Annotated in this window: 26 protein-coding genes; 2 read left to right on the top strand and 24 right to left on the bottom strand. The window is 67.2% G+C overall.

Annotation, left to right across the window (positions count from 1 at the left end):
• Positions 1 to 53 precede the first annotated feature (53 nt).
• Both D3877_RS02035 and D3877_RS02030 read right to left on the bottom strand, forming a co-directional pair.
• On the bottom strand, positions 54 to 332 hold the full coding sequence (locus D3877_RS02035; RefSeq protein WP_119829114.1) for a ribbon-helix-helix domain-containing protein: 279 nt from the start codon (positions 330 to 332) through the stop codon (positions 54 to 56).
• 150 nt (positions 333 to 482) lie between these two features.
• Positions 483 to 3431, bottom strand: coding sequence for a calcium-binding protein (locus D3877_RS02030; RefSeq protein ID WP_147395075.1), 2949 nt, complete (start codon positions 3429 to 3431; stop codon positions 483 to 485).
• Positions 3432 to 4438: 1007 nt separating this feature from the next.
• Between D3877_RS02030 and D3877_RS02025 the strand changes: the two genes are divergently transcribed.
• Entirely contained in the window at positions 4439 to 5290 is an 852-nt protein-coding gene (locus D3877_RS02025; protein ID WP_158599762.1) for a DMT family transporter, read from the top strand.
• A 150-nt stretch (positions 5291 to 5440) separates the two neighbouring features.
• Positions 5441 to 6199 carry an HNH endonuclease gene (locus D3877_RS02020; RefSeq protein WP_119829111.1) on the top strand — a complete coding sequence of 253 codons (759 nt, stop codon included), beginning with the start codon at positions 5441 to 5443 and terminating at the stop codon, positions 6197 to 6199.
• A 169-nt stretch (positions 6200 to 6368) separates the two neighbouring features.
• Here the strand turns inward: D3877_RS02020 and D3877_RS29705 are convergent, their stop codons facing one another.
• From D3877_RS29705 to D3877_RS29700, 22 genes are all read right to left on the bottom strand, one after another.
• A complete protein-coding gene (locus D3877_RS29705) occupies positions 6369 to 6617 on the bottom strand; it encodes a hypothetical protein (RefSeq protein WP_158599761.1) in 249 nt (82 codons plus the stop codon).
• The gene (locus tag D3877_RS02010) at positions 6614 to 7375 is read right to left on the bottom strand and encodes a lysozyme (protein ID WP_119829110.1); all 762 of its coding nucleotides are present in this window, start codon (positions 7373 to 7375) and stop codon (positions 6614 to 6616) included. The genes D3877_RS29705 and D3877_RS02010 overlap by 4 nt, the downstream gene beginning before the upstream one ends.
• Positions 7376 to 7458: 83 nt before the next feature.
• The gene (locus D3877_RS02005; RefSeq protein ID WP_147395074.1) at positions 7459 to 8001 is read right to left on the bottom strand and encodes a DUF4376 domain-containing protein; all 543 of its coding nucleotides are present in this window, start codon (positions 7999 to 8001) and stop codon (positions 7459 to 7461) included.
• A complete protein-coding gene (locus tag D3877_RS02000) occupies positions 7998 to 9356 on the bottom strand; it encodes a glycine-rich domain-containing protein (protein ID WP_119829108.1) in 1359 nt (452 codons plus the stop codon). Before D3877_RS02000 ends, D3877_RS02005 begins: the two co-directional genes overlap by 4 nt.
• A gap of 2 nt (positions 9357 to 9358) precedes the next feature.
• The gene (locus D3877_RS01995) at positions 9359 to 9826 is read right to left on the bottom strand and encodes a phage tail protein (RefSeq protein ID WP_238474684.1); all 468 of its coding nucleotides are present in this window, start codon (positions 9824 to 9826) and stop codon (positions 9359 to 9361) included.
• Position 9827: 1 nt separating this feature from the next.
• Positions 9828 to 10475 (bottom strand): YmfQ family protein, encoded by a 648-nt coding sequence (locus D3877_RS01990; protein ID WP_119829106.1) that lies wholly within the window; start codon positions 10473 to 10475, stop codon positions 9828 to 9830.
• A gap of 7 nt (positions 10476 to 10482) precedes the next feature.
• Positions 10483 to 11583, bottom strand: coding sequence for a baseplate J/gp47 family protein (locus tag D3877_RS01985; RefSeq protein ID WP_119829105.1), 1101 nt, complete (start codon positions 11581 to 11583; stop codon positions 10483 to 10485).
• Positions 11583 to 12017, bottom strand: a complete 435-nt coding sequence (locus tag D3877_RS01980) for a phage GP46 family protein (protein ID WP_119829104.1) — start codon at positions 12015 to 12017, stop codon at positions 11583 to 11585. The genes D3877_RS01985 and D3877_RS01980 overlap by 1 nt, the downstream gene beginning before the upstream one ends.
• Before the next feature lie 2 nt (positions 12018 to 12019).
• Positions 12020 to 12601 (bottom strand): phage baseplate assembly protein V, encoded by a 582-nt coding sequence (locus tag D3877_RS01975; protein WP_119829103.1) that lies wholly within the window; start codon positions 12599 to 12601, stop codon positions 12020 to 12022.
• Positions 12598 to 13671 carry a phage baseplate assembly protein gene (locus D3877_RS01970; RefSeq protein ID WP_199720674.1) on the bottom strand — a complete coding sequence of 358 codons (1074 nt, stop codon included), beginning with the start codon at positions 13669 to 13671 and terminating at the stop codon, positions 12598 to 12600. Before D3877_RS01970 ends, D3877_RS01975 begins: the two co-directional genes overlap by 4 nt.
• Entirely contained in the window at positions 13671 to 15140 is a 1470-nt protein-coding gene (locus D3877_RS01965) for a DNA circularization protein (RefSeq protein WP_119829102.1), read from the bottom strand. Before D3877_RS01965 ends, D3877_RS01970 begins: the two co-directional genes overlap by 1 nt.
• The gene (locus tag D3877_RS01960; RefSeq protein WP_119829101.1) at positions 15140 to 17167 is read right to left on the bottom strand and encodes a cell wall hydrolase; all 2028 of its coding nucleotides are present in this window, start codon (positions 17165 to 17167) and stop codon (positions 15140 to 15142) included. Before D3877_RS01960 ends, D3877_RS01965 begins: the two co-directional genes overlap by 1 nt.
• Before the next feature lie 112 nt (positions 17168 to 17279).
• Complete coding sequence (locus D3877_RS01955) at positions 17280 to 17582, bottom strand: phage tail assembly protein (protein WP_119829100.1); 303 nt, start codon at positions 17580 to 17582, stop codon at positions 17280 to 17282.
• Positions 17583 to 17585: 3 nt separating this feature from the next.
• Positions 17586 to 17954: a phage tail tube protein gene (locus D3877_RS01950; protein WP_119829099.1), complete on the bottom strand. Its 369-nt coding sequence runs from the start codon at positions 17952 to 17954 to the stop codon at positions 17586 to 17588.
• Positions 17955 to 17966: 12 nt separating this feature from the next.
• Positions 17967 to 19445, bottom strand: coding sequence for a phage tail sheath subtilisin-like domain-containing protein (locus D3877_RS01945; protein ID WP_199720673.1), 1479 nt, complete (start codon positions 19443 to 19445; stop codon positions 17967 to 17969).
• Positions 19442 to 19612, bottom strand: a complete 171-nt coding sequence (locus tag D3877_RS01940; RefSeq protein ID WP_119829098.1) for a DUF2635 domain-containing protein — start codon at positions 19610 to 19612, stop codon at positions 19442 to 19444. Before D3877_RS01940 ends, D3877_RS01945 begins: the two co-directional genes overlap by 4 nt.
• 11 nt (positions 19613 to 19623) lie before the next feature.
• Positions 19624 to 20229 carry a hypothetical protein gene (locus tag D3877_RS01935; RefSeq protein ID WP_119829097.1) on the bottom strand — a complete coding sequence of 202 codons (606 nt, stop codon included), beginning with the start codon at positions 20227 to 20229 and terminating at the stop codon, positions 19624 to 19626.
• Positions 20226 to 20552, bottom strand: a complete 327-nt coding sequence (locus tag D3877_RS01930; RefSeq protein ID WP_119829096.1) for a head-tail joining protein — start codon at positions 20550 to 20552, stop codon at positions 20226 to 20228. The genes D3877_RS01935 and D3877_RS01930 overlap by 4 nt, the downstream gene beginning before the upstream one ends.
• Before the next feature lie 3 nt (positions 20553 to 20555).
• Complete coding sequence (locus D3877_RS01925; RefSeq protein WP_119829095.1) at positions 20556 to 20786, bottom strand: hypothetical protein; 231 nt, start codon at positions 20784 to 20786, stop codon at positions 20556 to 20558.
• A gap of 1 nt (position 20787) precedes the next feature.
• Complete coding sequence (locus tag D3877_RS01920) at positions 20788 to 21825, bottom strand: major capsid protein (protein ID WP_119829094.1); 1038 nt, start codon at positions 21823 to 21825, stop codon at positions 20788 to 20790.
• Between the two features lie 14 nt (positions 21826 to 21839).
• Positions 21840 to 22244 (bottom strand): head decoration protein, encoded by a 405-nt coding sequence (locus D3877_RS01915; RefSeq protein WP_119829093.1) that lies wholly within the window; start codon positions 22242 to 22244, stop codon positions 21840 to 21842.
• A 10-nt stretch (positions 22245 to 22254) separates the two neighbouring features.
• Positions 22255 to 22860: a hypothetical protein gene (locus D3877_RS29700; RefSeq protein ID WP_158599760.1), complete on the bottom strand. Its 606-nt coding sequence runs from the start codon at positions 22858 to 22860 to the stop codon at positions 22255 to 22257.
• Positions 22861 to 22863 lie beyond the last annotated feature (3 nt).

Raw genomic sequence — 22863 nt, 5'->3', positions numbered from 1 at the left:
GCCCTTCCACAAAGGAAGGGCCTTTTCGTTTCAACCTCAGAACGCCGATGGCGTCACTGGATCGTGGCGCCGACGGGCATCGCGTGCTCGACGGCCCGCGTCAGACCGTAGCAATCCAAACCACGGACCAGTCGGCGATAATAACCGATGATGTAGACGCGCAACGCGCCGGTCAAATTCGCATCGCCGCGCGTCTGGTCAATCTCGGTCAGAAGATCGTTGACGCTCAAAGCGCGACGTTGGGCGATGTCAACCGCCGCGTCCCACAACTCCGGCTCCATACGCAAGCTGGTGCGGCGCCCATCAACTTTTACATTCCGGCAGATCAACATCGCGGTCCTCCATCATCCGATGAAGGCTGCATACCCGCGCAATCATATGTGGCGCAGTGAAGTTTTTCACACTGGCGACACACGCGGGATGATGCAGACCGTGGTTGGCGCGGTCATCGCGCGCCACCACGGGGGGGGCGCGATGACCGCCTACATCCGCAAGAACAGATCGTCCAGCCCGGCGCCGTTGAGAAGATCCCCAATTTTCACGCCCGTCAGCGTCACCTCGCCGCCATCGGAGAACGTGATCGCGACATCGTCGGAGTCCAACCTCAGACTGTACTCGACTCCATTGGCCAGACCGATTCGATCCCCGTCCGCCACCTTGAAGTCCTGGATGACGTCACGCCCATCACCGGCGCGGAACACGAACAGGTCCGCGCCGTCACCACCATACAAGGTGTCGTCGCCAGCTTCGCCCAACAGCCGATCATTGCCAGCGTTGCCAGCAAGCTCGTCATTGCCGGCGCCGCCGCTCAGCGTGTCCGCCCCGTCGTCGCCAAAGAGCCGGTCGGCGCCGAGATCGCCAGAGATTTGATCGTCGTTCTGGCCACCATACAGGGTGTCGGCGCCATCGCCGCCGCTCAACGTATCGGTTCCATCCTCGCCCAACAGCCGATCATCGCCCGCATTGCCACTAAGCGAGTCATTGCCGCCGCCGCCGCTCAACGTATCGGCGCCTTCGTCGCCAAAGAGCCGGTCGTCACCGAGATCGCCAGAGACCTGATCGTCGCTCTGGCCACCATAAAGAGTGTCGGCGCCAGCGCCGCCGTTCAGCGTGTCGTTGCCCTGGTTGCCGTAAAGCAGGTCATCGCCCTGATTGCCATTGGCAACGTCGGCCCCAGCGCCGCCGCTCACCGTGTCCGCGCCATCATCGCCAAACAGCCGGTCGTCACCGAGATCGCCATAGACCTGATCGTCGTTCTGGCCGCCATAAACGGTGTCGTTGCCCTGGCCGCCGTTCACCGTGTCGTTGCCCTGGTTGCCGTAAACTAGGTCATTGCCCTGATTGCCATTTCCAACGTCGGCGCCAGCGCCGCCGCTCACCGTGTCCGCGCCATCGTCGCCAAAGAGCCGGTCGGCGCCGATGTCGCCATAGACCTGATCGTCGTTCTGGCCGCCATAAACGGTGTCGTTGTCCTGGCCGCCGCGCACCGTGTCGGCGCCCTGGTTGCCGTAAACCAGGTCATCGCCCTGGTTGCCGTTCTGAAGGTCGCTCCCCGTGCCGCCATACACATAGTCATTGCCGACGCCCCCGGTCACGGTGTCCGCGCCGTCGTCGCCATACAGCCAGTCGCTTCCTTCAAGGCTGCCGATTTGATCGTCGCCGCCACCACCGCGCAGCGTGTCGTCATCGGCCCCCAACACCATGATTTGGTTGCCGCTGTCTCCGCTGACCATTTGCGAGCCGGCGCCGCCGGTGATCCGCACCGCGCCGACGACCGCCGCGAACTCGACGTTGTCGAGTTGGATGATCGTGCCGGACGGCAGGCCGCTGGCGTCGATGACCAGCGCCTCCTGCTGCGTTCCCTGGTTCGCCGCGCCCGAGATGACGATGGGGGAGCTGACCGACGTCGTCCCCGACGCGACGGTTGGAATGACGGTTCGCACCGTCAAGCTGGTCCCAGTCGGCAAAGCGCCCAGAAACGTGGAGCCGACGCCGCTCATGAAGGTCCGATCCGCCGACTGGCCAGATTGGGTCGTCCGCGCTTCGATGGCCTGAATCAACTCCTGAAGACCTGTTTGGCCGGTGGTCGTCGTTTCGACCCGCAGGCCAACGCCGGTCGGCAAACCGGCCTCCAGTTGGGTCGTTCCGGTCGCTGACGTGACGAGCGGGATGTCGGCGCGACCGCTTGTTCCCCGATCTTCGGTCCGGCTTTCCGTTGAAATGGGAACGGTGAACACGCTGGTCGTCGTTCCATTGGAATTGCTGACCGTCTCTTGGGTGACGACAAGCCCGTCAACGGTTTGGGTCGGGGTGGTGGGGGTGGTAGAGGTGTCGTCGCCGCCGCCGGACGGGGTTGGCGTTGGGGTTGGCGTGCCGCCGGAGGCGGCAACCATGGTGATGGCGTTGCCCGACGCGCTGAAGCGGTCGGCGGCAAAGGTTCCGGTCAGCTTCACCGTCGTGTCGGCGGCTCCAGTTCCGGCGGTGTAACGCAGGTACAGCGTGGTCTCGCCGCCGCTGGAGGCCACCTCCACCGTGCCGCTGGCGATGTTTGCGCCATCGCCATCGGACAGGCTGGTGAATGTGCCGCCCGTGTCGCGAATGGCGTCGCCATTCTCCATGTCGGTGATCAGATCGATTCCGTCGGTGGTGAGAACATCGAAGATGTCGTTGCCGCCGCCGCCGGTCAGCGTGTCGTTGCCAAGACCGCCGATCAACGTGTCCGCGTTGGACTCGCCAGCGCTCCCGCCGATCAGGCTGTCGTTTCCGTCGCCGCCATAAATGCTGTCGTCGCCGCCGCCGCCATACAGCGTGTCATTGTCTTCATTGCCATAGAGCAAGTCGCCGCCAGAACCGCCAGACAGCCAATCGCCAGCCGAACCGCCGGATAGCCAGTCGTCGCCACCGTCGCCAAAGAGGGAGTCGATCCCAGCGTTGCCATAAATAGTGTCGGCGTCGTCGTTGCCATAAATAGTGTCGTTGTCTTCATTGCCTATCAGGCGATCGGCGCCCGCGCCGCCTTCCATCCAGTCGCCGCCCGATTGGCCGAGCATGCTGTCGTTGCCGTCGCCGCCAAAGAGATAGTCGTTGCCAGCGTTGCCGTACACGCTGTCGGCGCCCTCATTGCCAAAGATCGAATCGTCGCCAGCGTTGCCGTAGAGCGTGTCGGCCCCTTCGTTGCCCCAGAGCGTGTCGTTGTCTTCGTTGCCGGAAAGCCGGTCGTTTCCGCTGCCGCCGACAAGGCTGTCACCCCCTGAAGCGCCATAAAGCGTGTCCCCGCCGCTGCCGCCAAAGATCGTGTCGTTGTCAAACCCGCCCAGAAGCATGTCCGACAGATTGCCGCCGGTGAAGTTGACCGTCCCCGTTTCGCCCGTCCAGGCGATGCCGACTCCGTGCGTGTCTATTGAAAGCGCCACGTTGGAGGTGTCGAGCAAGGTGGCCGCCGCGCCGCCATTCACCCCTGCGACTAGGACCTCCCACGTTGTTCCATTCAATTGAAGAACAACAGGACCGCCACCCGTGGCCGTTGCGTCAACAACGACAAATCCACCTGAATTGACCTTTATGTTGGAATATCCGCTCGTGAAATTCCCGATAATGTATGAAAACTGCACAAAAACCTCCAAAATAACACAGGCGGCCAACTAGACAATCAAAAATTGTTTTGTTGATCGTTCTTATCGTTAGCCTGACACGCTACCGCAGCCTAAATATGTTGAGACGCACAGTCACGCGACAAAATGAAACAAGATAATTTCCATTGAATTAACATAACCAGAGAAACCCTATGGTTGTTTTATGGGATCTCCGCTCTCTGGAATGCTCGTTTCTGGCAGCGCGCCTTATATGAAAAGATCACGGGACAGGAAATCAATTCAACAGTATTTTTATAACAAGAAGCCGCTCAAAAAAAGCGTCGCTAACCCACTTAAAATTGTTTTTCTGCAAATTTTCCACTTCGCCAGCGCGATGTTCGCGCCAAGTTTTGAACGGCGATTGCAAAACTGAGACGGCCCGGCGCACCCGGAAGATCGCGCCACGCCGAGAGCAAACCAACTTTACGGAGCGGACGACCGCGCGATCGGGGAGACATTCATCCGACACAAAGATGGCGTTCGTCGGACATGGGACAGATACAAAAGAAAAGGGACCGGAGCCACGCCCGATCCCTTTTCACAATTCTCTGATTTTCATTAGAAAATTGGTGATCCGGGTGGGATTCGAACCCACGGCCACATGATTAAAAGAGATGTTTAACCTATTGAAAAATATGGAGAACATCAAACTTTTGCCACTAAATCCCCCCTAAGGGAATCAATGCGTTACCTAGACGGTTTGACATCGCTGGATTGCAGCGGTCGACACAGGTAATCTGCGCGCAACGGAGATAGAGGATTGTATGCCCGCGCGACTTGTTGCCTTGGCGAGTTCGATCAATGGGATGAGCATGACGGCGCGGGCTGTCGCGTGGGCGCTTGGTTCAAGCATCACCTTCCAGGCGCTCACCGCGTTGATGAAGGCCTTGGGCGCCAGTCTGCCGCCCATCGAAATCGCCTTCGTGCGCGGCGCTGCCGCCCTGGTCCTAGTCGCCGTGGCATGGCGCGCTTTGTGCGATGTCCGCACGCTCCGGGATCCATGGATCCACCTCCTGCGGGCCGGGCTGGGCACCGCCGCCCTATTGGCCAGCGTCTACGCCTTGAGCACCAAGCTGCCCCTGGCACTGGTCACGCTCATCCTGTACAGCCGCATCCTGATGATGATCCCCTTGGCACGCGTCACGCTGGGGGAGCGCGCCGGGCCGGGGTTGTGGGCCGCCACGCTCACCGGATTCGCCGGCGTCCTGCTGGCGGTGTCACCAGCCCTCAGCGTGCCCGACCAAGTGGTGGGGGCGGCGGCGATGGCCGCTGCGGCTGTGCTGTCCGCCGGCTCCCAGCTCGCCGTCCGTCGGCTCACCCTCGCCAACCCCAGCACGGTGATCGTCGCCGTCTACGCCGTCGTCAGCACAATCCTATTGGCCGTGCCGACGGCGGTCGTCTGGGTGCCGCCGGCTCCGGTCGAGACGGTCGGTCTGCTGGGTATCGGCCTCTTTGGCATGGCGGCGCTTTTCTGCACCGCACAAGCCTACCGATTCGCCCCAGCCACCATCGTGGCGCCACTCAGCTTCATTGAGATTCCGCTCGCAGCGCTGCTGGACTATGCCCTGTGGGGCAAAGCGCCGACTTGGCAGACTGCCATCGGCGCCGCATTGATCGTTGCTGCGACTTATTCTGTGACCAAGATCAATCAACGTTGAGGATCAAGCGAAGCGTTCACCCGTGAACGCTTCAAGGGCCTGCTCACCCATAAGCGTCGCCGACATGCTGCACTTCGTGCAGTAACCCCAATTGACCAGCTGAGCACGAGGGTGCTGGATCCGCCCAGAGACGACGGCGGAGGCTGGGCCATGGGATCAAAGGAGACGCGGCGGTTCGCCCTGGCCGAGGCGCAGAATTGGCGCTGCGCCCATTGCGGCGGCGGGATGCTGATGCAGAGCGGTCTGCCCGACAGCGCCACCATCGAGCATGTCGTGCCGCTGGGCAACGGCGGGCTGCGGTTGTGGGGCAACGAGGTGGCCGCCCATGCCCGCTGCAACGCCGATCGCGCCACCACCCCGCTCGATCCGGTCAGTGTGGCCATCGCCATGGAACTGATGGGCGGGGAACGCAGGTTGCAGGCGGCGGCGACCCTGCGCAAAGCCCGCGCGCTGATCTCCAATGGGGAAAGGTCGCTGCTCGACGCCGTGGCCGTGCTCCGCGACATCGAAAGGGAACCGGAGGCGCAGGAGCTTCTGCGCCGCGTTCAGGCCATGCTCTCCTCCACCCCGGCCCTGCCGCAGCGCCCGAGCGTGACGATGGCCGACCGTCTGGCAGCGGCGCGCCACGTCGCCGTCCGGTTGGGCCGACGCTTGATCCTTGCTGCCCGCGCCGCCGCCCAAGCGTCCATCCACGCTTGGCGGGCGGACGCCGCTCAAGGCGGTGGTACGGTTGTGGACGTGCAAGCCGACTGGCAGCGGCGCTATGGCCACGCACTCTCCACTCACATCGGTCGCCGCCCGAAGGGCTACGCGCGTCAGCAATGGCGCGCGCGCTTCTTCCTGGCCTTTCCTGATGCGCTCACCCACCCCGCTTGCCCGGTTTCCGATGGATTGTCGCCATTACTGTGAGGAGGACGCTGCTGGCGGATACGCCGCGCGCTTGGCTCAAACGCCCGTCGGCGTCCAACCGCACAGGGACGCGCCGGTGCGGTTGTGCGCCAGCAGCTGCTCAGCGGTCGCGTCAGTCAACGTGTCGGCCCGGCTTGTGTAGACCGGGCGAAACGCTCCACAGGCTGTGTCAATCCCGGCTCCACTCCCGGCGCAGCCGGTCAGCAGCACCACCAGAGCGGCGCACATCATCATCAATTTCACGACGGGTCTCCGCAGCCTTGAGGGTCTTTTCGGTCTGTTCGGCGGCGGCCTGCCGCCGCCCCGCCCGGCGCTGAAACGCGCCGAAGGTGGCGATCGCCAGCAGGAGCGCGCCGACGGCGGCGAGGATGGGGCCGATCCGGCCCCACAGCCCCACCAGGAACGGCAGCCCGATCACGCGGCCTGGCGCTGGTCGGCCCAGCGCTGGTACAGCAAGAACCCGACCGCGCCCGCCAGCAGGATGGCCACCGGCCAGCCCAGCCCGCCCGACGGCAGGCTGTCCAGCAGGCCGCGCGCGGCGTCCGACACGTCGCGCGCCTGGTCAATGGCCACCGCCACGCCCGCCAGCCCCAGCGCGCCGCCGCCACCGACGCCAGCCGCCGACTTGGACAGCGGCTTGGGTGCGGGCTGGGGTTCGGGCGCGCCGGTCGCGGGATGATCGACGCCGGACAGGAACAGCGCCGTTTCCGTCGCCCGCCGCTTGACCAGGCCGGGCATCACCTTGCCCGCGCCCCGCGTCCATTTGGAAAATTCGACGGCGGCGCCGGCCAGATCACCCGCGTTCAGCTTGGCCAGCAAGGTGGAGGGCTTGCCGGTCTTGAGCGTGACAAAGCCGTCCTTGCCCGGATCCTGGCGGGTCGCCTTCCGGCCCGGCCCGACGTTGAAGACAAAGGAAGCGAGAACCCCACGCTGCGTGTCGGTCAGCGGCGTTTTGACCGCGCCGTCGACCATGGCGACGGCGGCATCGAGGTCGGCGAGCAGCCAAGCGTCGGCCTGCTCCTTGGTGACGACCAGGCCGGGACGCACCTCCGGCCCGGTGTGGCCATAGCCAATGGTCCAGGGCGCGCCGCCGCTGGCCGGATCGGGGTAGGCCATCAGGCGAAGGCCTTCCGCGTCTTTGACCAGGTCGATGACGGGTTGAGGAACAGGGCGCATGGAAATCCTCCTTCTGCGCATGAAAAAGGCCGCCGGGCGGGTGCCGGGCGGCCGAGAAAACTGGAATGTTGTCGCGGTTGGGTTCAGCTGCCGGGCCAACCCAGATCAATCCCGACGGCGTAAGCCGTCAGCGCGTCATCGACGGTCTCGGCGGCATCGATGGCGGCGCTCAACTCCTCCTCGCGGGCGAAGCAGGCCTGCACGAAAACCCCGATGGCCAGCCCGGCGGAGGCCAGGGCGGCCTTGCCGACGCGGGCGAAGCCGTCCGCCGTTTTCCAGACCGTCTCGAAGCCGCCACCGGCCAGCTCGACCTGATTGGCCAGGGTCAGAGCGGTGGACACGTCGTCGCAACTGGCCTTGTCGCTGCGCCAGCGTTGGCCGCCAATCAGGACGCCACGGTCGCGCTCGGTCTTGCGACGCGCGACCACAGCCGCGCGCAGCTGGGCGAGCAGATAGTCGAGCGTCGGCGGCTGGACGGCGCCGTCAACGCACACATAATCGTGCGTGGCCCAGGCCGACAGCGCATCAGGAACCCGCACCCACAGAATCGATGGGTGATACAGGCCGGTCGGATCGTCGGTTACAAACTCGGCGCAAACGCCGACATCAATGCGTGCCCACATCATCCACCCCACTTGATACACACCGCCCCGACGCGACCGGGCGTTCCGGCCCCGCCGGTGAAGGCCAGAGATCCGCCGCTGCCGCCCCCGCCGTAACTGACCCCACCGAAGGTCGCGAATTGAGACCGATATTCGGGGTTGTAGTCACCGCCGATTCCTGTGCCGTCCGCGCCACGCTGGTTGAGATCGTTCGGTCCTGCCGCCCCGCCGGTCGCCGACAACAGCGTTCCGAAGGACGCGGACCCGCCGGGCTGCCCAAGTGATCCGCCCGCCGGAACGACGATGGTGAAAACCTGGCCTGGGGTCACAGGAAGATTGTACTTGATCGACACGCCGCCGTTTCCGGCGGGTCCGCCCTCGGATGAATCGTACTGGCTGGTGTCGTAACCGCCGCCACCGCCGCCGCCCACCACCGTCACCTGGGTCAGCAGCGTGACGCCCACCGGCACCGTGAATGTGGTCGTGCCAGGCGTGGAAAAGATCCATTCGCCCGCTCCAGCGCCTGCGGTGAAGGCCGTCGGCGCGGACCAATCGGACCAGCCCAGCGTGGCGCCTTGATGTTGACACTGGAAATAATAGACGGTCAGCGGCGTGAGGGCGGCGGTCGATGGCAATGTGACGGAGGTCAAGGCCCCGGCGCTGATCCCGCTGTCGTAGACGACCGTGTCGAAGCTGGGCACCGTCGAGACCCGCCAGCGTGACGCCGCGTGCGCGTCCGCTCCGGCGACGACCGAAAACGGCGAGCTGGTCAGGGTGGGCTGGAGCGCGGCCCCAGCCGACCCGTTGGCGGGCGTCTGGTTTGTCGGTCGGGCGACAAAGGAAAAGATCGCCGCGCAGGTGAAGGCCGTCGGCGTGCTGGGGGCCGACCAATGCCCCTCGACGTCGGCGTAAGCAACCCGCCACCAATAGACGCCGGTCGTCGCCAAAACCAAGTCGGGGACGGCGTAAGAGGCCACGGCCTCCACCGTGCCGCTGTGCAGGATGGGGACAAAGCTGGGACTTGTGGCGATCTCAAACCGCGCTTGCCCCTGAGCGACCCCGTAGAGCGAATAATAGGGCGATGCCGACAGCGTCGGCGTGCCGCTGACGCCGATCGCGCCCGCCGCCGGACCCAGGTTGATGGGTTGCCGCACCAGCGCCGTCGATGAAATCGTTCGGATGGCCTGGAGCAGCTGGGTATGGTCGCCGCCCGATGGCGCGAGGCCTGCGGTTTGGATCACCGTCAGCATCTCACCCTGGACGCCGTTGAGCCAGTCGGCGGTGATGACGGTGGCGGGAACGCCGGTGGCGGGGCTGCCCTCCGTAAAGAGCGACCGCCCCGAGGAGGTCGCGGCGGTCGGATGATCGATGGCGTCCATTCTCACACCTTGATTGTGGTTACGGTTTTGGCCAGCGGCAGATCGATCACGACGGTGACGGTCTCCATCACCGGGCTGCCGTCCACCACAAGAGGGTTCCCCTCGGAATCCGTCGCCTGCCGCGTCACCAGAATCGGTTGCGGCGTCGTCTGGCCGCCTCCCGCAGCAAAGCGATATCGGGGCGGGATGTTGGGCAGGTTGAACGTGGTCGCCCCGTCACCGGCGCCCCAGCGCGTTCCGACCACGCCGAAGAGGTCGACGTAGGTCTGGCGGGACACCGCGCGACCGTCGCAGACCAGGCGATCCGGCGGCGTCACATCCCCCGCAAAGACCTCCAACGTCCCGGTGGGCGTCACCGCGCTCCGGCTGAACAGGGCGTTCAACTCGGTGCGGATGATCTCCAGCGTCTGACGCAGAGCGCTCAGGCGGGGTGCGGTGCGGAAGAGGCTGGGGTCTACAGAGCTGGTCACGTCATGTCTCCCAAATGGTGAACCCATGATCCCAGCCGACCAGGCCGTCATCCCACGGCGCGGCGTCTGGCGAGGTGTAGGAAAAGCGCACCAGCGTGTGCGCCGCAGCAACCCGGCGCAGGGCTGCCTCGAAAGCCGCCTCGCCCCACGCGGCGAGCGATTCGCCCGCCGCCGATTGACCGGCGCGCGCGTGCGTGGATGTCCATTGGACCAGGCCGATGGACCAGACAAAGGACCAAGCGTCGCCACAGCAGGGACTCCCGGCTTGAGCGCCACCGGCGCGCGCCGGGCCGTATTGGGTGATCGTGACGTCGAAGCCCAGCGCCTTGGCGTAGGCGGTCAGGTAGGGGATGCTTTGGCCGCCCACGCCGATCAACTGCGCCACCACCGCCGCGCGGCGCTGCTGCAACGTGGTCTGGCCGCTGACCGCGAGCGTGGCCTCCCAATCCGGCAGCAGCTGGTGCGCGCCCGCCGGAAAGGCGTCGCTCAGCAGCGCCGCCGCGTCCGCGCTCTGCCGTTCATAGACCGCCGCCAGCCCGTCGAGCACCTGGGCTTGCGTCGTGCCTTCCTCGCGCGGCCAAATTCGCCCGGTCGGCAGCAGGGCTTGCAAGGCCGCGCGGAAGTCGGCGCGGCTGTAACGTGGCGGCATGGCGACCTCAAACGAAGGTGATGACGCCCAGCGTCAGCATGTGGCCGGGCGGCGCTGAGACGTCGTCCAGCGGCGCGTTGATGTCGAAGCTGGAATCGCCCAACGCCACCTGCACCGCCTCCCACAGGCGGTTGATGTTCACCGTCCCGCCGGGCGTGGCGTCTTCGCGCAGGCGTTCGATCAGGGCGTCGCGCGCCGCCGCCTGCGAGGACAGGGGGATTCCAGCGATGGTCAGCGCCAGCGGCGACGGGATTGGCGCGACGACATAGACCAGCGCCGTCACCGGCTGGAGCGGCCAGAGCGCGTTGGCGACGGTCAGCTGGTCGCCGGTGGCCGGTTGCGCGCGAGTTTCGGCGCTCGCCACGCCGTCCGACCCTTGCGGAAAACCGCCGTGCGCGGCCTGCGCGTCGTCGAACATCACAAACAGCACGACGGTGCCCAGCCCCGCGCCGTTGCGGACGCACCAGGACCGCGTCACGCCGGGGACGGCGAGCGCCCAGCTGACGAAATCGTCATGCGCGCCGCCCATCGCCGTGATCTGGTAGGCGGTCAGCATGCGGGTGCGCAGCTCCTCGTCCGCCTCGACATCCGCCCCGCCGATCAGCGCGCCGCTCGTGCCCGACGACGGCACGCCGGAAACCGCTTGCGACAAGGCGAAGGCCGCGCCCGCGTCGGTGTTGCCGCCCGCCCCCGGCTCGTCGGCGAGGACCGGGACGCTCGCCGTTCCAGCGCCGCCCACCGCCACCGTCTGGGTGCTGGTGAACGCCCGGCCATCGGCGGCGCGGGCGATGGCCGTTCCGCTCGGGATCACGGCGCCGACGGCCCCGGCGAAGGTCACGATTCCGGTCGCGGCGGCGGCGGGCTTGCGGGTGACGCCCTTCAGGGCCGCCCAGCCCTCCAGGGCCTCGTCGGTGCAGGTGAAGGGGACGGCCTGCTTGGCGATCCAGTCCAGATAGCCGTAATGCAGATGCGCCAGCCCGGCTTGAGCCGCCCCCAGCACCCCAAGCACCGACCGCCGCAACAGGTTGGCCCCACCATCGACCGCCGAGGCGACGTCCTGCGCCACCTGCTGGCGGATGTCGGTGAGGGTTGGACGCGAAAACGGCATCAGGCGACTCCTTGCCAAGCCCAATCAAAGTTAAAGCTGGTCGATTGGCCGTCGCTGCGGTGGGCGATCACCCAGACGCCCAAGGTCGAGCGGCGCGCCCATTCCACGCGGATCGTGAAGCGCGCGACCACGCCGTCGTCGATCAGCCATTGCAGCGCCTCGGCGACGTAATCGGCGGCGCGCCGCCGGGTCTCTTCCGTCTGCTTGGCGCGGTCGAGCAACCACAGCCGCGAGCCGATCTCGCGATCTCCCCACCAACCCCGCCGGTCGCCCGCGCCGTCCGGCAGGCTGTCGGAGGCGGTCGCCGGGCGGTCGGTGAACAGGCTGAGCAGGATGGCGGTGGCCAAGTCGTCGCCCGTGTCCAGGTCGCCAGAGACCAGGGACCAATCGCCCCGCGCGTCGTTGGCGATCCAGGACACCAGGATGTCGGCCATGGCTATTCCTGTTGGTTGGGGATGGCCGTGCTGGCCCCGCCCGGCTGCACGCCGTTGTGCGTGTGCTCGTTATAAATGGCCCGCATGCTGGCCATGCTGCGCCCGCCGCTGCCGACCTGGTCAATGATGTCGCCCGTCACCTCCAGCAGCGGCGCCTCAATGCGGACTTTCGCGCTTGCCTTGATCGTCAGGCTGGGGGTGTCCTCAATCGTGATCGGCAGCCCCGCGCCCTTGACGACGATGCCGTGGCGGGTCAAATGGACCGATTGGCCGAGGTCGTCGTAGAGGCAGACCTCTCCACCGGCCAGCCCCTTTGGCCGAGCGCCCTGGTTGCCGCTGGCCACCACCACGCCCATTGAGCGGTCGCCGCCGACGAACAGCAGCACGACGTCGCTGCCGATCGGCGGGACCGACGAGAGGCCGTATTCGATGAGGCGCGGGGTGTTGTCGCGCAGCTCATCGACGCCCAAGCGGACCTGCATCGTCTGCACCGCGCCGCCATCGGTGACGGCGGTGATCCGGCCCCGGCCAATCGCCAGCAGCGCGCGGGTGTAAAGGCGCTCGATCAGTCCCGGATCGCTCATGGCCGCGCCCCCGGCGTGACGTCCGACAGGACAGGGACCAGCACGGTCGGGGCCAGCTCGAAGGCGGATGGCGGCATCAGCACCAGGCTGGCCGAGGTGCCGGACGGGCCGCGCTGATACGTCACCTCGGCGATGATCCATGTTGCGTCCAGGTGCAGGCTGGGCAGCGTGACCCGCGCCAGCCGGTTCGGCGTCCACAGCTCGCCCGCCGCGTCGCGCCAGCTGTCCACAGTCAACCGCACCTGGAAGGAGCGCCCCGCGCGCCGGGCCATTTCCCAGCGGCCCCGCTGCTCCGACAGCCCCAGCGCCACGATCCCGGATTCGGCGATGATGAAGCGCTTGCGGTGGCGCGTCACCCCGGCGTCGCGCACGATGGCCTGGATGTCGCCGTCGGGACCAGCCTCGCCCAAGGGCGCCATGGAGAGGGAGCGCACGACGTATTCTGAAAAGCGCTGATCCATCGAGAACAGGGCGACGGCGCTCTCGACATTCGCGCCCTGGGCGAAACCGCTGGCGTGCTCGACCGTTCCGACGCGCGACAGGACGAGGTTGCCGTCCGGCCCGTCGTACGCCAGCAGAGCGCGAAACCGGGCGATCCGCTCGATCACCGCGAAGGGCGTCTCGCCCCACATGAGATTAATCTGCGGGATGGGCGGACCGACGTCGGTCAAGGCGCTGACGGTGATGCCGTAAGGTTGGGCCAGCTTCGCGGCGATGCTCAACACGTCGGCGCTGCTGATCTGGTTGCTGGGCCATTCCGCCGAACAATCGACCAAATCCTGGCATTTCCCGCGCCCCATCACCCGCAGGCTGTGCGACTGGCGGTCAATGGCTGGGATGAAGCGGTCCACATAGCCGGTCAGCACCAGATCGGAGCCGAGCAGCACCTGGCATTCATCGCCCTCCTTGACGACGACGCTGGCCACCTCGCCCGGAAAGCGCTCGGTGAAGGTGATGTCGAAGTCGGACGGCAAGCGTTCGACGCCGCGCGTCACCCGCAGCTGCTGCCAGCCGGAGAGCTTGCGCCCGGCGGCGCCGCCAATCACCAGGGTCAGGTCGTCGCTCATCATCACTCCGCCAAGGCGTTGAAGGAGACCGGCAGAAAGGCCGGGTGGATCGCGCCGGATTGCTCGACCAGCTCGTCGCTGCGCGCAGGGTCCTGGTAGAGCCGCAGCGCCAACACCAAAGCGGGTTGCGGGCGGGCTGTGGACACGACCACGCGGCGCGTGAGGCTGGCTCCGCGCTCGGTCAAATCAACCGAGACGGCGGTGCGCAGGGCGCGCAGCGCCTGATAGGTCTGGTCCTGCCCGGCGTCGCCCGCCCGCGTCATTTCGGCGTCGATCAGCTCCACCACCCGGCTGCGCGTCTCAACCGCCTGGTCGTGCGATGGCGGCTCATACCGCGCGGCGGCCCGCGCCACCTCCGCCAAGGCGGCGCGCCGCACCAGCGTGGCCGTGGCCGTGGCCGCCGGGGTCGGCGACGGCCCCGAAGGGGCGGCCCCTGAACCGACGGTCCCTGAACTGACGGGGGAGACCGGCGAAAAACTGGCCAGCGGCGTCAGCAGGCGCAGCGCGTCCGTCGCGTTGGGGGTGGCGCGGGCGGCGGCGGACACCAGCGCGGCGACGCTCGCGGCGGCGGTTGGCAGGCTCGCCGCCGTCAACGCTTTCGCCTGCGCCATCGCGTCCGCGCCAGCCTGCGCCACCGTCGCCCGCCGCGCCGCCGTGGCTGCCTTCAGGGCGGGGAGAGTGGCGGGAGAAGCCGTCGTCGCGCCGCGCCGCCGCCCCTGGACCTTTGTGCCGCCGATGAACCGACCGAACGCGCCGGGAAGGTCGCGCACCGCGTTGTAGAGGTTCGTCGCGTCGTCGATCAGGCGGAAGACCGCCCGGACAGAGACGCCGACCGCGCTGACGATCTGCCGCAGGATGGCCGATCCCTGCTTGAGCAACCCGCCCACCGTTTGGACGAAGTCCAGAACGGCGGCGGCTCCGACGGCGTCCGCCGCCGCCTCGATCTGGCCGACGCTGGTCGCGCCGCCCTCGGGAAACTGGAGCTTTCCCGCCTCGACGCAATCCAGCGTGATTTCGAACACCCGGCCTTCGCGGCGGCGCTCGACGACGTGAAAGCGCAGCAGAGCGACCGATTTCCGACCCAAGGTCGGATGGACCAGTTCGGCCTCGCCCGCCGTCTCGCACGCCCGCACCAGCCGGTCGCGCTGGGCCAGCACGTCGCCCCCGCCGTACTGGACCGACCCCTCGACCAGGAACCCGATCAGGCTGATGCGGCGCGGCCCGCGCCCCAAATCCTCCACCCACACCGAATCCCGGTAGGGGTATTCATGGACGGCGACACGGCGGCCAAACTCCGACGCCGATCCGATGACGCCGAAGGGCACGCCCCGAAACGACGCCGTTTGAAGCCGGGTGTGCCACGGCCCGGCGCCGCCGTCGAACCCGGCCAGATCGACGCCCAAGCGACCGGCGGCGTTGGTGACGCGGTCCAGCGCGCCGCCAAGCGCCTGATAGGCGTTGCGGTTGGGCATCACGGCCTCGCAAAGTCGGGGGTGGAGTAATTGACGCGGGTCGGCGCGAAGACGCTGTCCGGCTGGCCCTGCACCGACGCCGTCGTTCCCGGCGGCACGGCGCCGGAGAAGCGCACGTCAACCTGGATCGGTTGCCCCTGTTGCTGCCCCTGTTGGCCGGGTTGCCCCGGATTGGCCGCCGCCGCTCGCGCTTGCTCCGCCTGGGCCTTGGCGAGGTCCGACAGCAACACCGAATAATTCGGCACCGGCGTCGGCTTTTCGCCGAACACGCCGGGCTTGTAGAAGCTGTGGTCGCCGATTTCCGCCGATCGCAGATCATCCCGGCCCCGACCGAAATCAGTGCCGCGCCGCTCGGAAATGTCGCGGTTGAGGAAATAGGTGGCGCCGCCGGTCGGGTCGGTCCGCCGCCCGCTGGCGATCCCGTCCAGGATGCCTTGGACCGTCGCCCGTTGCGCGGTGGATCCCGATGGCAGGTTCCGCCAGTCGCCACCCGCCCGCATCACCGGCTCGAACTGACCGCGCTGGTTGACCACGTCGGGGATGGACCCGCCCCACGCCGGGTGGGCCGATCGGTTCAGGACCGTCCGCACCACACCTTCCAAGCCCACAGCCCCCTGGTTGCCGGCCTCGGCGATGGCGACGCGGGTCAACGCCTCCACCGCCGTCGGATCGAGGGTGATCGCCTTGGTGTCCGCGCCGACCGTCACGGGCGGGACAGCCGTCGGCAGAGCGGCGGCTGTGGATTGCGGCGCGGCGACGGCGGGCGCCGACGGCGCGGCGGCGGGAGGCACGGCGGCGTTGGCGGGGGTGACGAACAGGCTCCGCCACCAGGATTTCTCCGGTGGGCTGGCCTGGGGCGCGGCGATGGCTGGCTTTTCCTCCGGCGTGGCTGATTTCAGGCTGAAATGCGGCAGCCAGCTCGGCCAGCCGGAATCTTCCCGCTGCTTCTTTTCTTCGGTCGTTTGCTCGCGCACGCCGAACCGCAATGGGTCGGCTTTGCTGATCTTGTCCAGCTCGCCACGGACGAAATCACCGATCCCGTTCCAGTGTTCGTAGATCAGGGCCGCTCCCTGGACGATCCCCGCGATCAGGCCCAGCACAGGGTGAAACCGCGCCACACCGGCCACCACCCCCAAAGCGACGCCGACCTCGGCCAATCCGCCCGCCAACGGCTTGTTGGCCGCCGCCCAATCGGCGGTTTTGTTGATGATGCCGCCAAATCGGTCAGCGTAAGACGCCTCAATCGTGGCTCCAACGCCTTTGGCGGCGGCTTTCAGCCGATTGAGCGACGCCCCCAGCTCTTCGGACTTCGCCTGCGTGTCCTGCGACACCTCGGCGTATTTCTGGACATCGGCGAGGTATGTCTTCCAACCGTCGCGCCCCCGCCGCAGCATCGGCAGCAGCTGCTCGACCCCGAACATTTGGGCGACGCGGGCCTGGGTCTGCGGGTTGCTCTGCCGCCCGATCGCGTCGGCCAGATCGCCCATCGCCCGCTCGGCGTCCACCGCGCCAGACGCCGTTCGGCTCATGCGGATGTTCAGGATGTTCAGCATCGCGGCGGCTTCCGGCGCGCGGCCATAGGCGGCGTCCTGCAACGTCGCCCCCAGAGCGTGCAGGCTGCCGGTCATCGCGCCCGCCTCCAACCCGGCCAGCCCCGCCGCGCTGCCCAACGTCCGCAAGCGACCGGCGGCGATGCCGATCCCCCCGGCGGCGTTCGCGGTGGCGACGCCAACCTGCCCCCATTGGTTGACCAGCGCCGCCACGCCCGCGACGGACCCCACGCCCGCGATGGCTCCCACGGACCCGCCCAGCAGGCCAAGCCCACCGGCGGCCTCGCGCGCCATTCCGCCAACGTTGGCGACGCCATGGCCCAGCGCGCTCAACCGGGTCGCGTCGCCCAACCCGGCGACCGCCGAGCCGATACCGGCTATCGGGCGGCGGATTTGACCGAGCGCCGACCCGACCTTGGCGACGACGGCGGACGCCTGATCCTTCGCCGTGATGACGATCTGGAATTGGTTGGTCATCGGGCTTCCGCCTTCATCATCCGCACGGCCTGGTCAAGCCACCAGGACAGCTCCGTCCAGGTGAGCGACCACGCGTCGCGCGGCCCCCAGCCATACCACCGTGTGACCTCGGCTAGGACGTCGCGCCAGTTGTCAGGCCACCGCCCGTAAAACCCATGAGGTAACGCACCGCCTTCTCGAAATCGCTGTAGGGAATCCGCTCGACGACAGGTTTCGGAAGGCCGGACACCAAGGACACCATCACGATGTCGCTCATCGTGGGGGACGCGTTCGGCCCGATCAGGGCCTTTTGCGCCTTCTCGACTTCGCCCGCCGTCGGCTCGCGCAGCCGGATCTCCATGTAGACTTCCGACCCGACCTCAATCGGCTTGCGCAGCTCGATCACGAGTTCGTCCGGCAAATGATCTGTGCTCATGGTTTACGCCTCCTCGACCAAAGCGGATTCGAACTTCACGTCGAAGGTCGAATCCGCGCCCTTGACCTCCTGGCTGTCGACCGTCCAGGCGTTGCGCGCCGTGACGATCTTGCCGTTGGCCAGCTCGATCATGACGGTGACGTTCGTCATGGCGTTGAAGGCCGCGACGGACAGGCTGCCCGCGTCGCGCAGGGTGGCGGAAATGAAACCGGGGATCGGCGTCTCCTTGTAGCCATGGACGCCGTCCATGCCGCTGATGGTCTCGCGTTTGACCTGCACCGGGCTGTAGCTGAAATCTCCGGCCAGCATGTAGCTGACGCCATCGACGGTGAAATAGGCGACTCCCGCGAGTCGGCGGCTGGTGTCGGCCATGGGCGAACCTCCTTATTGCAGGCGGAATTGGGCCAGCAGCGCGAAGATGCGCAGCTGGTTGATGAGGGCGCCGGGCCACAGCACATCGACGCGGTTCGGGTTGGTTTTGTTCTTTTCGACGATGATCTCGGCCTTGAAGACGTCGCCGTTCTGGACATAGCCCTCGGCCTCCAGCTCGCGGTACGCCGCGATCAGGTCCGCCCTGATGATGTTCGGCGTCACCACGTTGGCGCCGGGGCCAAAGCGCGTGCCGTTGGCCGCCAGCTTGACCCGCGCGTATTTGCTGGTGATGACGCTCTTCATCCGGCGCAGGATGAAGGCCAGCAGGAACAGCGTCTCCACCTCCAGATAGCTGTCGTCGGCGGCCCCGAAGCCGTTTTTCTGATAGGTCGTGATGACGTTTTCCAGCCGACAGGTCCCATCGTCGGCGGTGACGAAGGTGCTGACGCCGTCCCACAGCAGCACGTTCCGCTCGGCGATGGCGAAGCGGCTGGCGATGGGCGGGGCCAGCATGCTGGACAGCGCCAGGGTCTGGAGCGGCGTGCCAGGGTCGGCGCGCAGGCTGACGGCGGCGGTCCCGGCGAAGTCCGCCGCGACGACCCAGGCCGGGGTTGGGCTGTCGTAGAATCCCAGCACCGAAACATGCTGGTCGTTGCGCGTCGAGCCGAAGCTGGTCAAGGCCCCCAGCGTCCCGCGCTTGGCCGCGAAGGCGTGGCCATAGATTTGTTGGGACCAGCTCCAGCGGCCCGACACGTCGTTCAGCAGCGCCTTCACCGCGTCCAGGCTGGCCGCGTCGGTGTAGGGAAAGACGATGAAGTCGAAGGCCATGTCGCTGAGGCCCGCGAAGGCGGCGGACAGGTCCGGCGGGGTCGCGCCCGACGCCATGGGGGTTACGGCGACGCTGAGACCGACGGGCGAGGCCTCGCCGCCCGCCGCCCCTCGGTAATTGAGGCGGAGGTCAATCTCATTGCCCGCCGGTCCCTTGTTTTTGGCCGTCAGCGTGACGACCCCCGTGTCAGCGGAGGCCGTCACCGGCAAATCGATCATCGCGTTGACCGTCGCCGCCAGGGCCGTCGCCGCCGTCGCGGCGGATTGGCCGCTGGTGACGGCCTGGGACACCAGCGCGCCGCCGATGTAGAGCGACAGCACCCCCGTCGCCGTCGCGCCGCCCGTCAGGGTGACGCCGCCGGTGGCCGCCACGCCCGCCTCGGCGTCGGCCAGCGGCAGGAACCAAACCTCGCCGAAATTGTCCGCTTTGCGGTAGGCGGCGGTCATCAGCGCCAGCATCGAGCCAGGGCCGCCCTTGACCACCGCGTCGGCGGCGCCCTGGCAGATCGACGCCTGATTGGGCGCGGCGGTTCCGCTGGCGGTGATCTGGCCGACGATGAGGGTCCGCATGGTTTGCGCGGCGCTGTTGGCCTTGGAGTTGTCCACCTCGGCGTAAAACAGCGGCACGCGCAGATTTTGAGGGACGTTCTTGAACGGGATCACGGCTTGTCCTCCTCACGGTCCACAGGAACGACCAGCGTCACGTCGCCAAAGACGTGCAACAGCCGGTTCCAATAGGGGGTGTCCGGCACCTCTCGCCCGTCTTCGGGCAAAAAGTCCTTCAGATCCGGGTCGCGCACGGCGACGCCCGGAGCGGGTTTCACGCGCATGGCGCGGCTCCTTAAAAGGTGATGGAGAGCGCGGCCTCATCCCGCCCATCCGGGCCGGACGTCCGGGGGGCGGGACGCGCCGCCTCGGGGAAGGGCGCGTCGGGATAGACGCCGGTGGAGTCGAAGGGGTCGAGCAGGTCGGCGTGAACGTCGAGGCCATCGAGCTGATCGGTGATGATCGGCTCGAAATCCTCGGGGTAACGGATGGCGAATTGCATGCGCAGCTCGCCGACATGCTTTTTGCCTTCCGCCGAAATGGCGGTTTCGGTGCGGACGCCCACCACCTGCTCAACGCTGGCGATGATGCTCCAGTCGGTCAGCGCCGCCACCTTGATCTGACGGCGCAGGGTGGACAGGTCCGCCTTGACCGCCTCCGACGTCTCCCGCTCAACCTTGGCCTCGACCAACAGGATGGCCGTCGTCAGGAAGGCGGGAAAGCCCGCGTTGCCTCGGCTTTCGCTGTCCTCACGCTGGTCATCGACCATGATCGCGGGCAGCTCGCTGCTGGCGAGCGGCGTGTCGCGGGGGGCGAAGACGTTGGCCCCGGCGAGCGTGTTCGCCGCCTTGAGCGCGGCGATCACCAGTTCGCGGAGCTGTTCAGAAAAGAGCACGGTCATCCCGACACCCAATTCAAAAAGAGCTTCGCCCAGCCATGGCCATCCGGCTCCACCACCGAGACGACATAAACGGTCCCGCTGGCCAGAATGGTCAGTTGGTCCTTGATGTCCGGCGGCGTCGGGAATTGAGACAGCTGGACTCCCAAAACCGGGCTGGCCGAGGCGACCGGCTGGTCGGCCAGTTCCTGCACCTCGGCGTAAGCTTCATCGAAGACGCCGGTGATGGTGAAGGGCGCGCCGCCAGCGAAGGGCGCGTACAGCGCCGCCTGGCCAAAGGCGTCGGCCACCGGCCCGTGAACCAAACCGTCCCAATCCACCGCCATGGATCAAGCCTCCGCCGGATCGTTGATCGCGACCGCGACCGGCTCCGGCAGGGCAAAGCCAAGCTCGCGCAAGCGCTTGGCCTCGGCAGGCTCGACGTCCAGAGTCTCGCCGGGGCCATGGGCGATCGAGGTCGGTTCCCCGTCTTCGCCCTTGCCCGCCCGATGGACGGCGCGGCGCGGCGCCACGGTGATCGCGACCAGCCCCGTGGGGGCCGGGTTCTGTTTCTCAGCCATGTCAATTCACCTGCACGAACATCGCGCCGTTGGCGCGGGAGGGGATGATGACGGGGGCCGACTGCATCAGGATCAGCCGTTGGGCCGGGTCCTTTTCGACCCACGACTTCGGGGCGTAGGCCAGCGGGCCATAGCCGTGATCCGGATCCAGGATCATGCCGAACGCGCGGGTGCCCTGAAGGTCGGGGCCGGTCAGCACCACCCCGCCGTCGGGGATCATCGGCTTCTCGACATTGTCGTCCGGGTCGATGAACCAGTCGTTGTAGAGCCACAGCCGGTATTGGCCCCAGACGCCCTTGGACACCGCGCCGCGCTGCACCTGCGTGCCAAGCTGGATGCTGTTGGCCCCGCCCTGGCCGGGGTACCAGTTGGCCGTCTTCAGAACCGGGTCCTTGATGAAGGCTTGCCAGCTCTTGGTCGTGAACACGACGTCCGTCACCACCGCGCCCGACTTCTTCAGGACCAGCGTGGCCCAATTGTCGAGGTCGGTGGTCGGCGACGCCGTTTCGTTCTTGATGGCGTCGGCGGTCCAGCGGGCGACGCCCGACAGGGCCACGGTCAGGGCCGGATCGCGCTGGAAGTCGATCACCGTGGTCGGGAAGCCGTCGCCCTTGATGGTGACGGCGCCGGTGCACAGCGCCGACGACGCCATCCATTCCAGGCGGCGGTTCAGCATGTCGATCTGGTCGGCCATCTCCAGTTGGAGGTTGGCCATCTCGCGCTCGGCGCCGCTCAACTCGCCGCCGATCCGCTCGCCGATCTGGCGCCGCACCGGCCTGCGCAGATCGGGCGCGCGCTTGTCCTTGATGTAGGCGGGCTTGAACTCGTTGGTCTGCATCCGGCGGCTCTCAACGAGCTTGCCAGCGACCAGCGGCGAGACGAAGGGCGCCATGCGGCGCAGGCCGACGTCGACGTCGATGGCCACCGTCTCCTTGTCGCTGGTGACGATGTTCGGGAAGAAGCTGTCCAGCAGCCAGTTCTGCGCCGTTTTCAGGTTGGGAACCACGCCGACCAGGACGGCGGTGCTGTAAATGTCCATGGGAATGCCTCCAATCAGGCCGGGTCGGCGGCCGAGACGGCCGTCTTGAGGTAAATGCCCGCGTCGCGCAGCGTGTCCTTGACGCTGTTGGCGGTGTGGCCGGCGCCCAAAACCAGACGACCGGCGTTGAATTCACCGGCGAGGTAGACGCCGACGAGCTTGTCGCCGCCGCTGGCGTCGACCGCGTCGGCCAGGATGACGGACGGCGCCTGGCTGCCGTCGTTGGCGGCGGCGGCGCTGAGGGTGTATTTGCCCGACGCGGTGATCTTGCCGAGCACCGCGCCACGGGCCAGAACCTGGCCGCTGACCACGGTGACGGTGTCGGTCACGAGTTGCAGGCGACCAGCGATCGATTGGTCCGGCACGAACTCATTCGAGGCCGTGCCCGGCGCGAAGGGCGAGCTGGAGAGGGTGGTCATGGTCGGCTCCTCACTTCTTGGCCGCGCCGCTGGTGGCGCGGTTGTAGGCGTTGGTCATGCGCGCGACCGTTTCGGCGACGCTGCCCTTCTCCGGGCCGCCGCCGCCGTCGGGGCCGACGGCGGGGCTTTCGACATGGGCCATGCGCTCGCCCAGCCCGCGCTTGCCCTCTGGCTGGCCGGTGATGGCGACGCCCGCCATCACGGCGACGGCCTGCGCGGAACTGAGGTTGGTCGAGAAGGCGAGTTGAGCGGCGACGTGCGGCAGCCCGGCGGCCTGCGGGCTTGAGAAGATGGCGGCGCAACGCTTGCGCTCGTCGGACCGACCGGCGGCGTAGGTTTTTCCCTTCGCTCCCTTGGCCTTCTTCGCATCCTTCTTCTTCGTATCGTCCTCCGAATCGTCGTCCGATTCCTCAGCCTTGGCGTCAGGGTCTTCCTCCTCATCCCCGTCGCCCTCGCCGTCCCCGTCCTCCTCCGCCTCCTGCTCCTCGTCGTCCTCTTCGGCCCGCTTGGACTGTTCGTCCTCCTTGCGGTCCTCTTCGGCTCGCTTGCCCGAGGGGCGGCGGCCCAAGAGGTGGGCGAACGCGCCCGCCGCGCTCGCGAAAGGCGAGTGCTTCATGAT

Source organism: Azospirillum cavernae (genome assembly GCF_003590795.1).
GTDB classification, from domain to species: Bacteria; Pseudomonadota; Alphaproteobacteria; order Azospirillales; family Azospirillaceae; genus Azospirillum; species Azospirillum cavernae.
This window is presented reverse-complemented; position numbering and strand designations above follow the sequence as displayed.

Coding starts and splice junctions, on each gene's coding strand:
- D3877_RS01920 (WP_119829094.1), bottom strand. CDS start 21,825: ATGGACATTTACAGCACCGCCGTCCTGGTCGGCGTGGTTCCCAACCTG.
- D3877_RS01965 (WP_119829102.1), bottom strand. CDS start 15,140: ATGCCCAACCGCAACGCCTATCAGGCGCTTGGCGGCGCGCTGGACCGC.
- D3877_RS02000 (WP_119829108.1), bottom strand. CDS start 9,356: ATGGACGCCATCGATCATCCGACCGCCGCGACCTCCTCGGGGCGGTCG.
- D3877_RS29700 (WP_158599760.1), bottom strand. CDS start 22,860: ATGAAGCACTCGCCTTTCGCGAGCGCGGCGGGCGCGTTCGCCCACCTC.
- D3877_RS01990 (WP_119829106.1), bottom strand. CDS start 10,475: ATGCCGCCACGTTACAGCCGCGCCGACTTCCGCGCGGCCTTGCAAGCC.
- D3877_RS01980 (WP_119829104.1), bottom strand. CDS start 12,017: ATGGCCGACATCCTGGTGTCCTGGATCGCCAACGACGCGCGGGGCGAT.
- D3877_RS01985 (WP_119829105.1), bottom strand. CDS start 11,583: ATGCCGTTTTCGCGTCCAACCCTCACCGACATCCGCCAGCAGGTGGCG.
- D3877_RS02010 (WP_119829110.1), bottom strand. CDS start 7,375: ATGCGCCCTGTTCCTCAACCCGTCATCGACCTGGTCAAAGACGCGGAA.
- D3877_RS02020 (WP_119829111.1), top strand. CDS start 5,441: ATGGGATCAAAGGAGACGCGGCGGTTCGCCCTGGCCGAGGCGCAGAAT.
- D3877_RS01940 (WP_119829098.1), bottom strand. CDS start 19,612: ATGCGCGTGAAACCCGCTCCGGGCGTCGCCGTGCGCGACCCGGATCTG.
- D3877_RS01955 (WP_119829100.1), bottom strand. CDS start 17,582: ATGAGCACAGATCATTTGCCGGACGAACTCGTGATCGAGCTGCGCAAG.
- D3877_RS01935 (WP_119829097.1), bottom strand. CDS start 20,229: ATGACCGTGCTCTTTTCTGAACAGCTCCGCGAACTGGTGATCGCCGCG.
- D3877_RS01970 (WP_199720674.1), bottom strand. CDS start 13,671: ATGATGAGCGACGACCTGACCCTGGTGATTGGCGGCGCCGCCGGGCGC.
- D3877_RS02035 (WP_119829114.1), bottom strand. CDS start 332: ATGTTGATCTGCCGGAATGTAAAAGTTGATGGGCGCCGCACCAGCTTG.
- D3877_RS02025 (WP_158599762.1), top strand. CDS start 4,439: ATGAGCATGACGGCGCGGGCTGTCGCGTGGGCGCTTGGTTCAAGCATC.
- D3877_RS01915 (WP_119829093.1), bottom strand. CDS start 22,244: ATGACCACCCTCTCCAGCTCGCCCTTCGCGCCGGGCACGGCCTCGAAT.
- D3877_RS01930 (WP_119829096.1), bottom strand. CDS start 20,552: ATGGCGGTGGATTGGGACGGTTTGGTTCACGGGCCGGTGGCCGACGCC.
- D3877_RS01925 (WP_119829095.1), bottom strand. CDS start 20,786: ATGGCTGAGAAACAGAACCCGGCCCCCACGGGGCTGGTCGCGATCACC.
- D3877_RS01975 (WP_119829103.1), bottom strand. CDS start 12,601: ATGAGCGATCCGGGACTGATCGAGCGCCTTTACACCCGCGCGCTGCTG.
- D3877_RS01960 (WP_119829101.1), bottom strand. CDS start 17,167: ATGACCAACCAATTCCAGATCGTCATCACGGCGAAGGATCAGGCGTCC.
- D3877_RS01950 (WP_119829099.1), bottom strand. CDS start 17,954: ATGGCCGACACCAGCCGCCGACTCGCGGGAGTCGCCTATTTCACCGTC.
- D3877_RS02005 (WP_147395074.1), bottom strand. CDS start 8,001: ATGATGTGGGCACGCATTGATGTCGGCGTTTGCGCCGAGTTTGTAACC.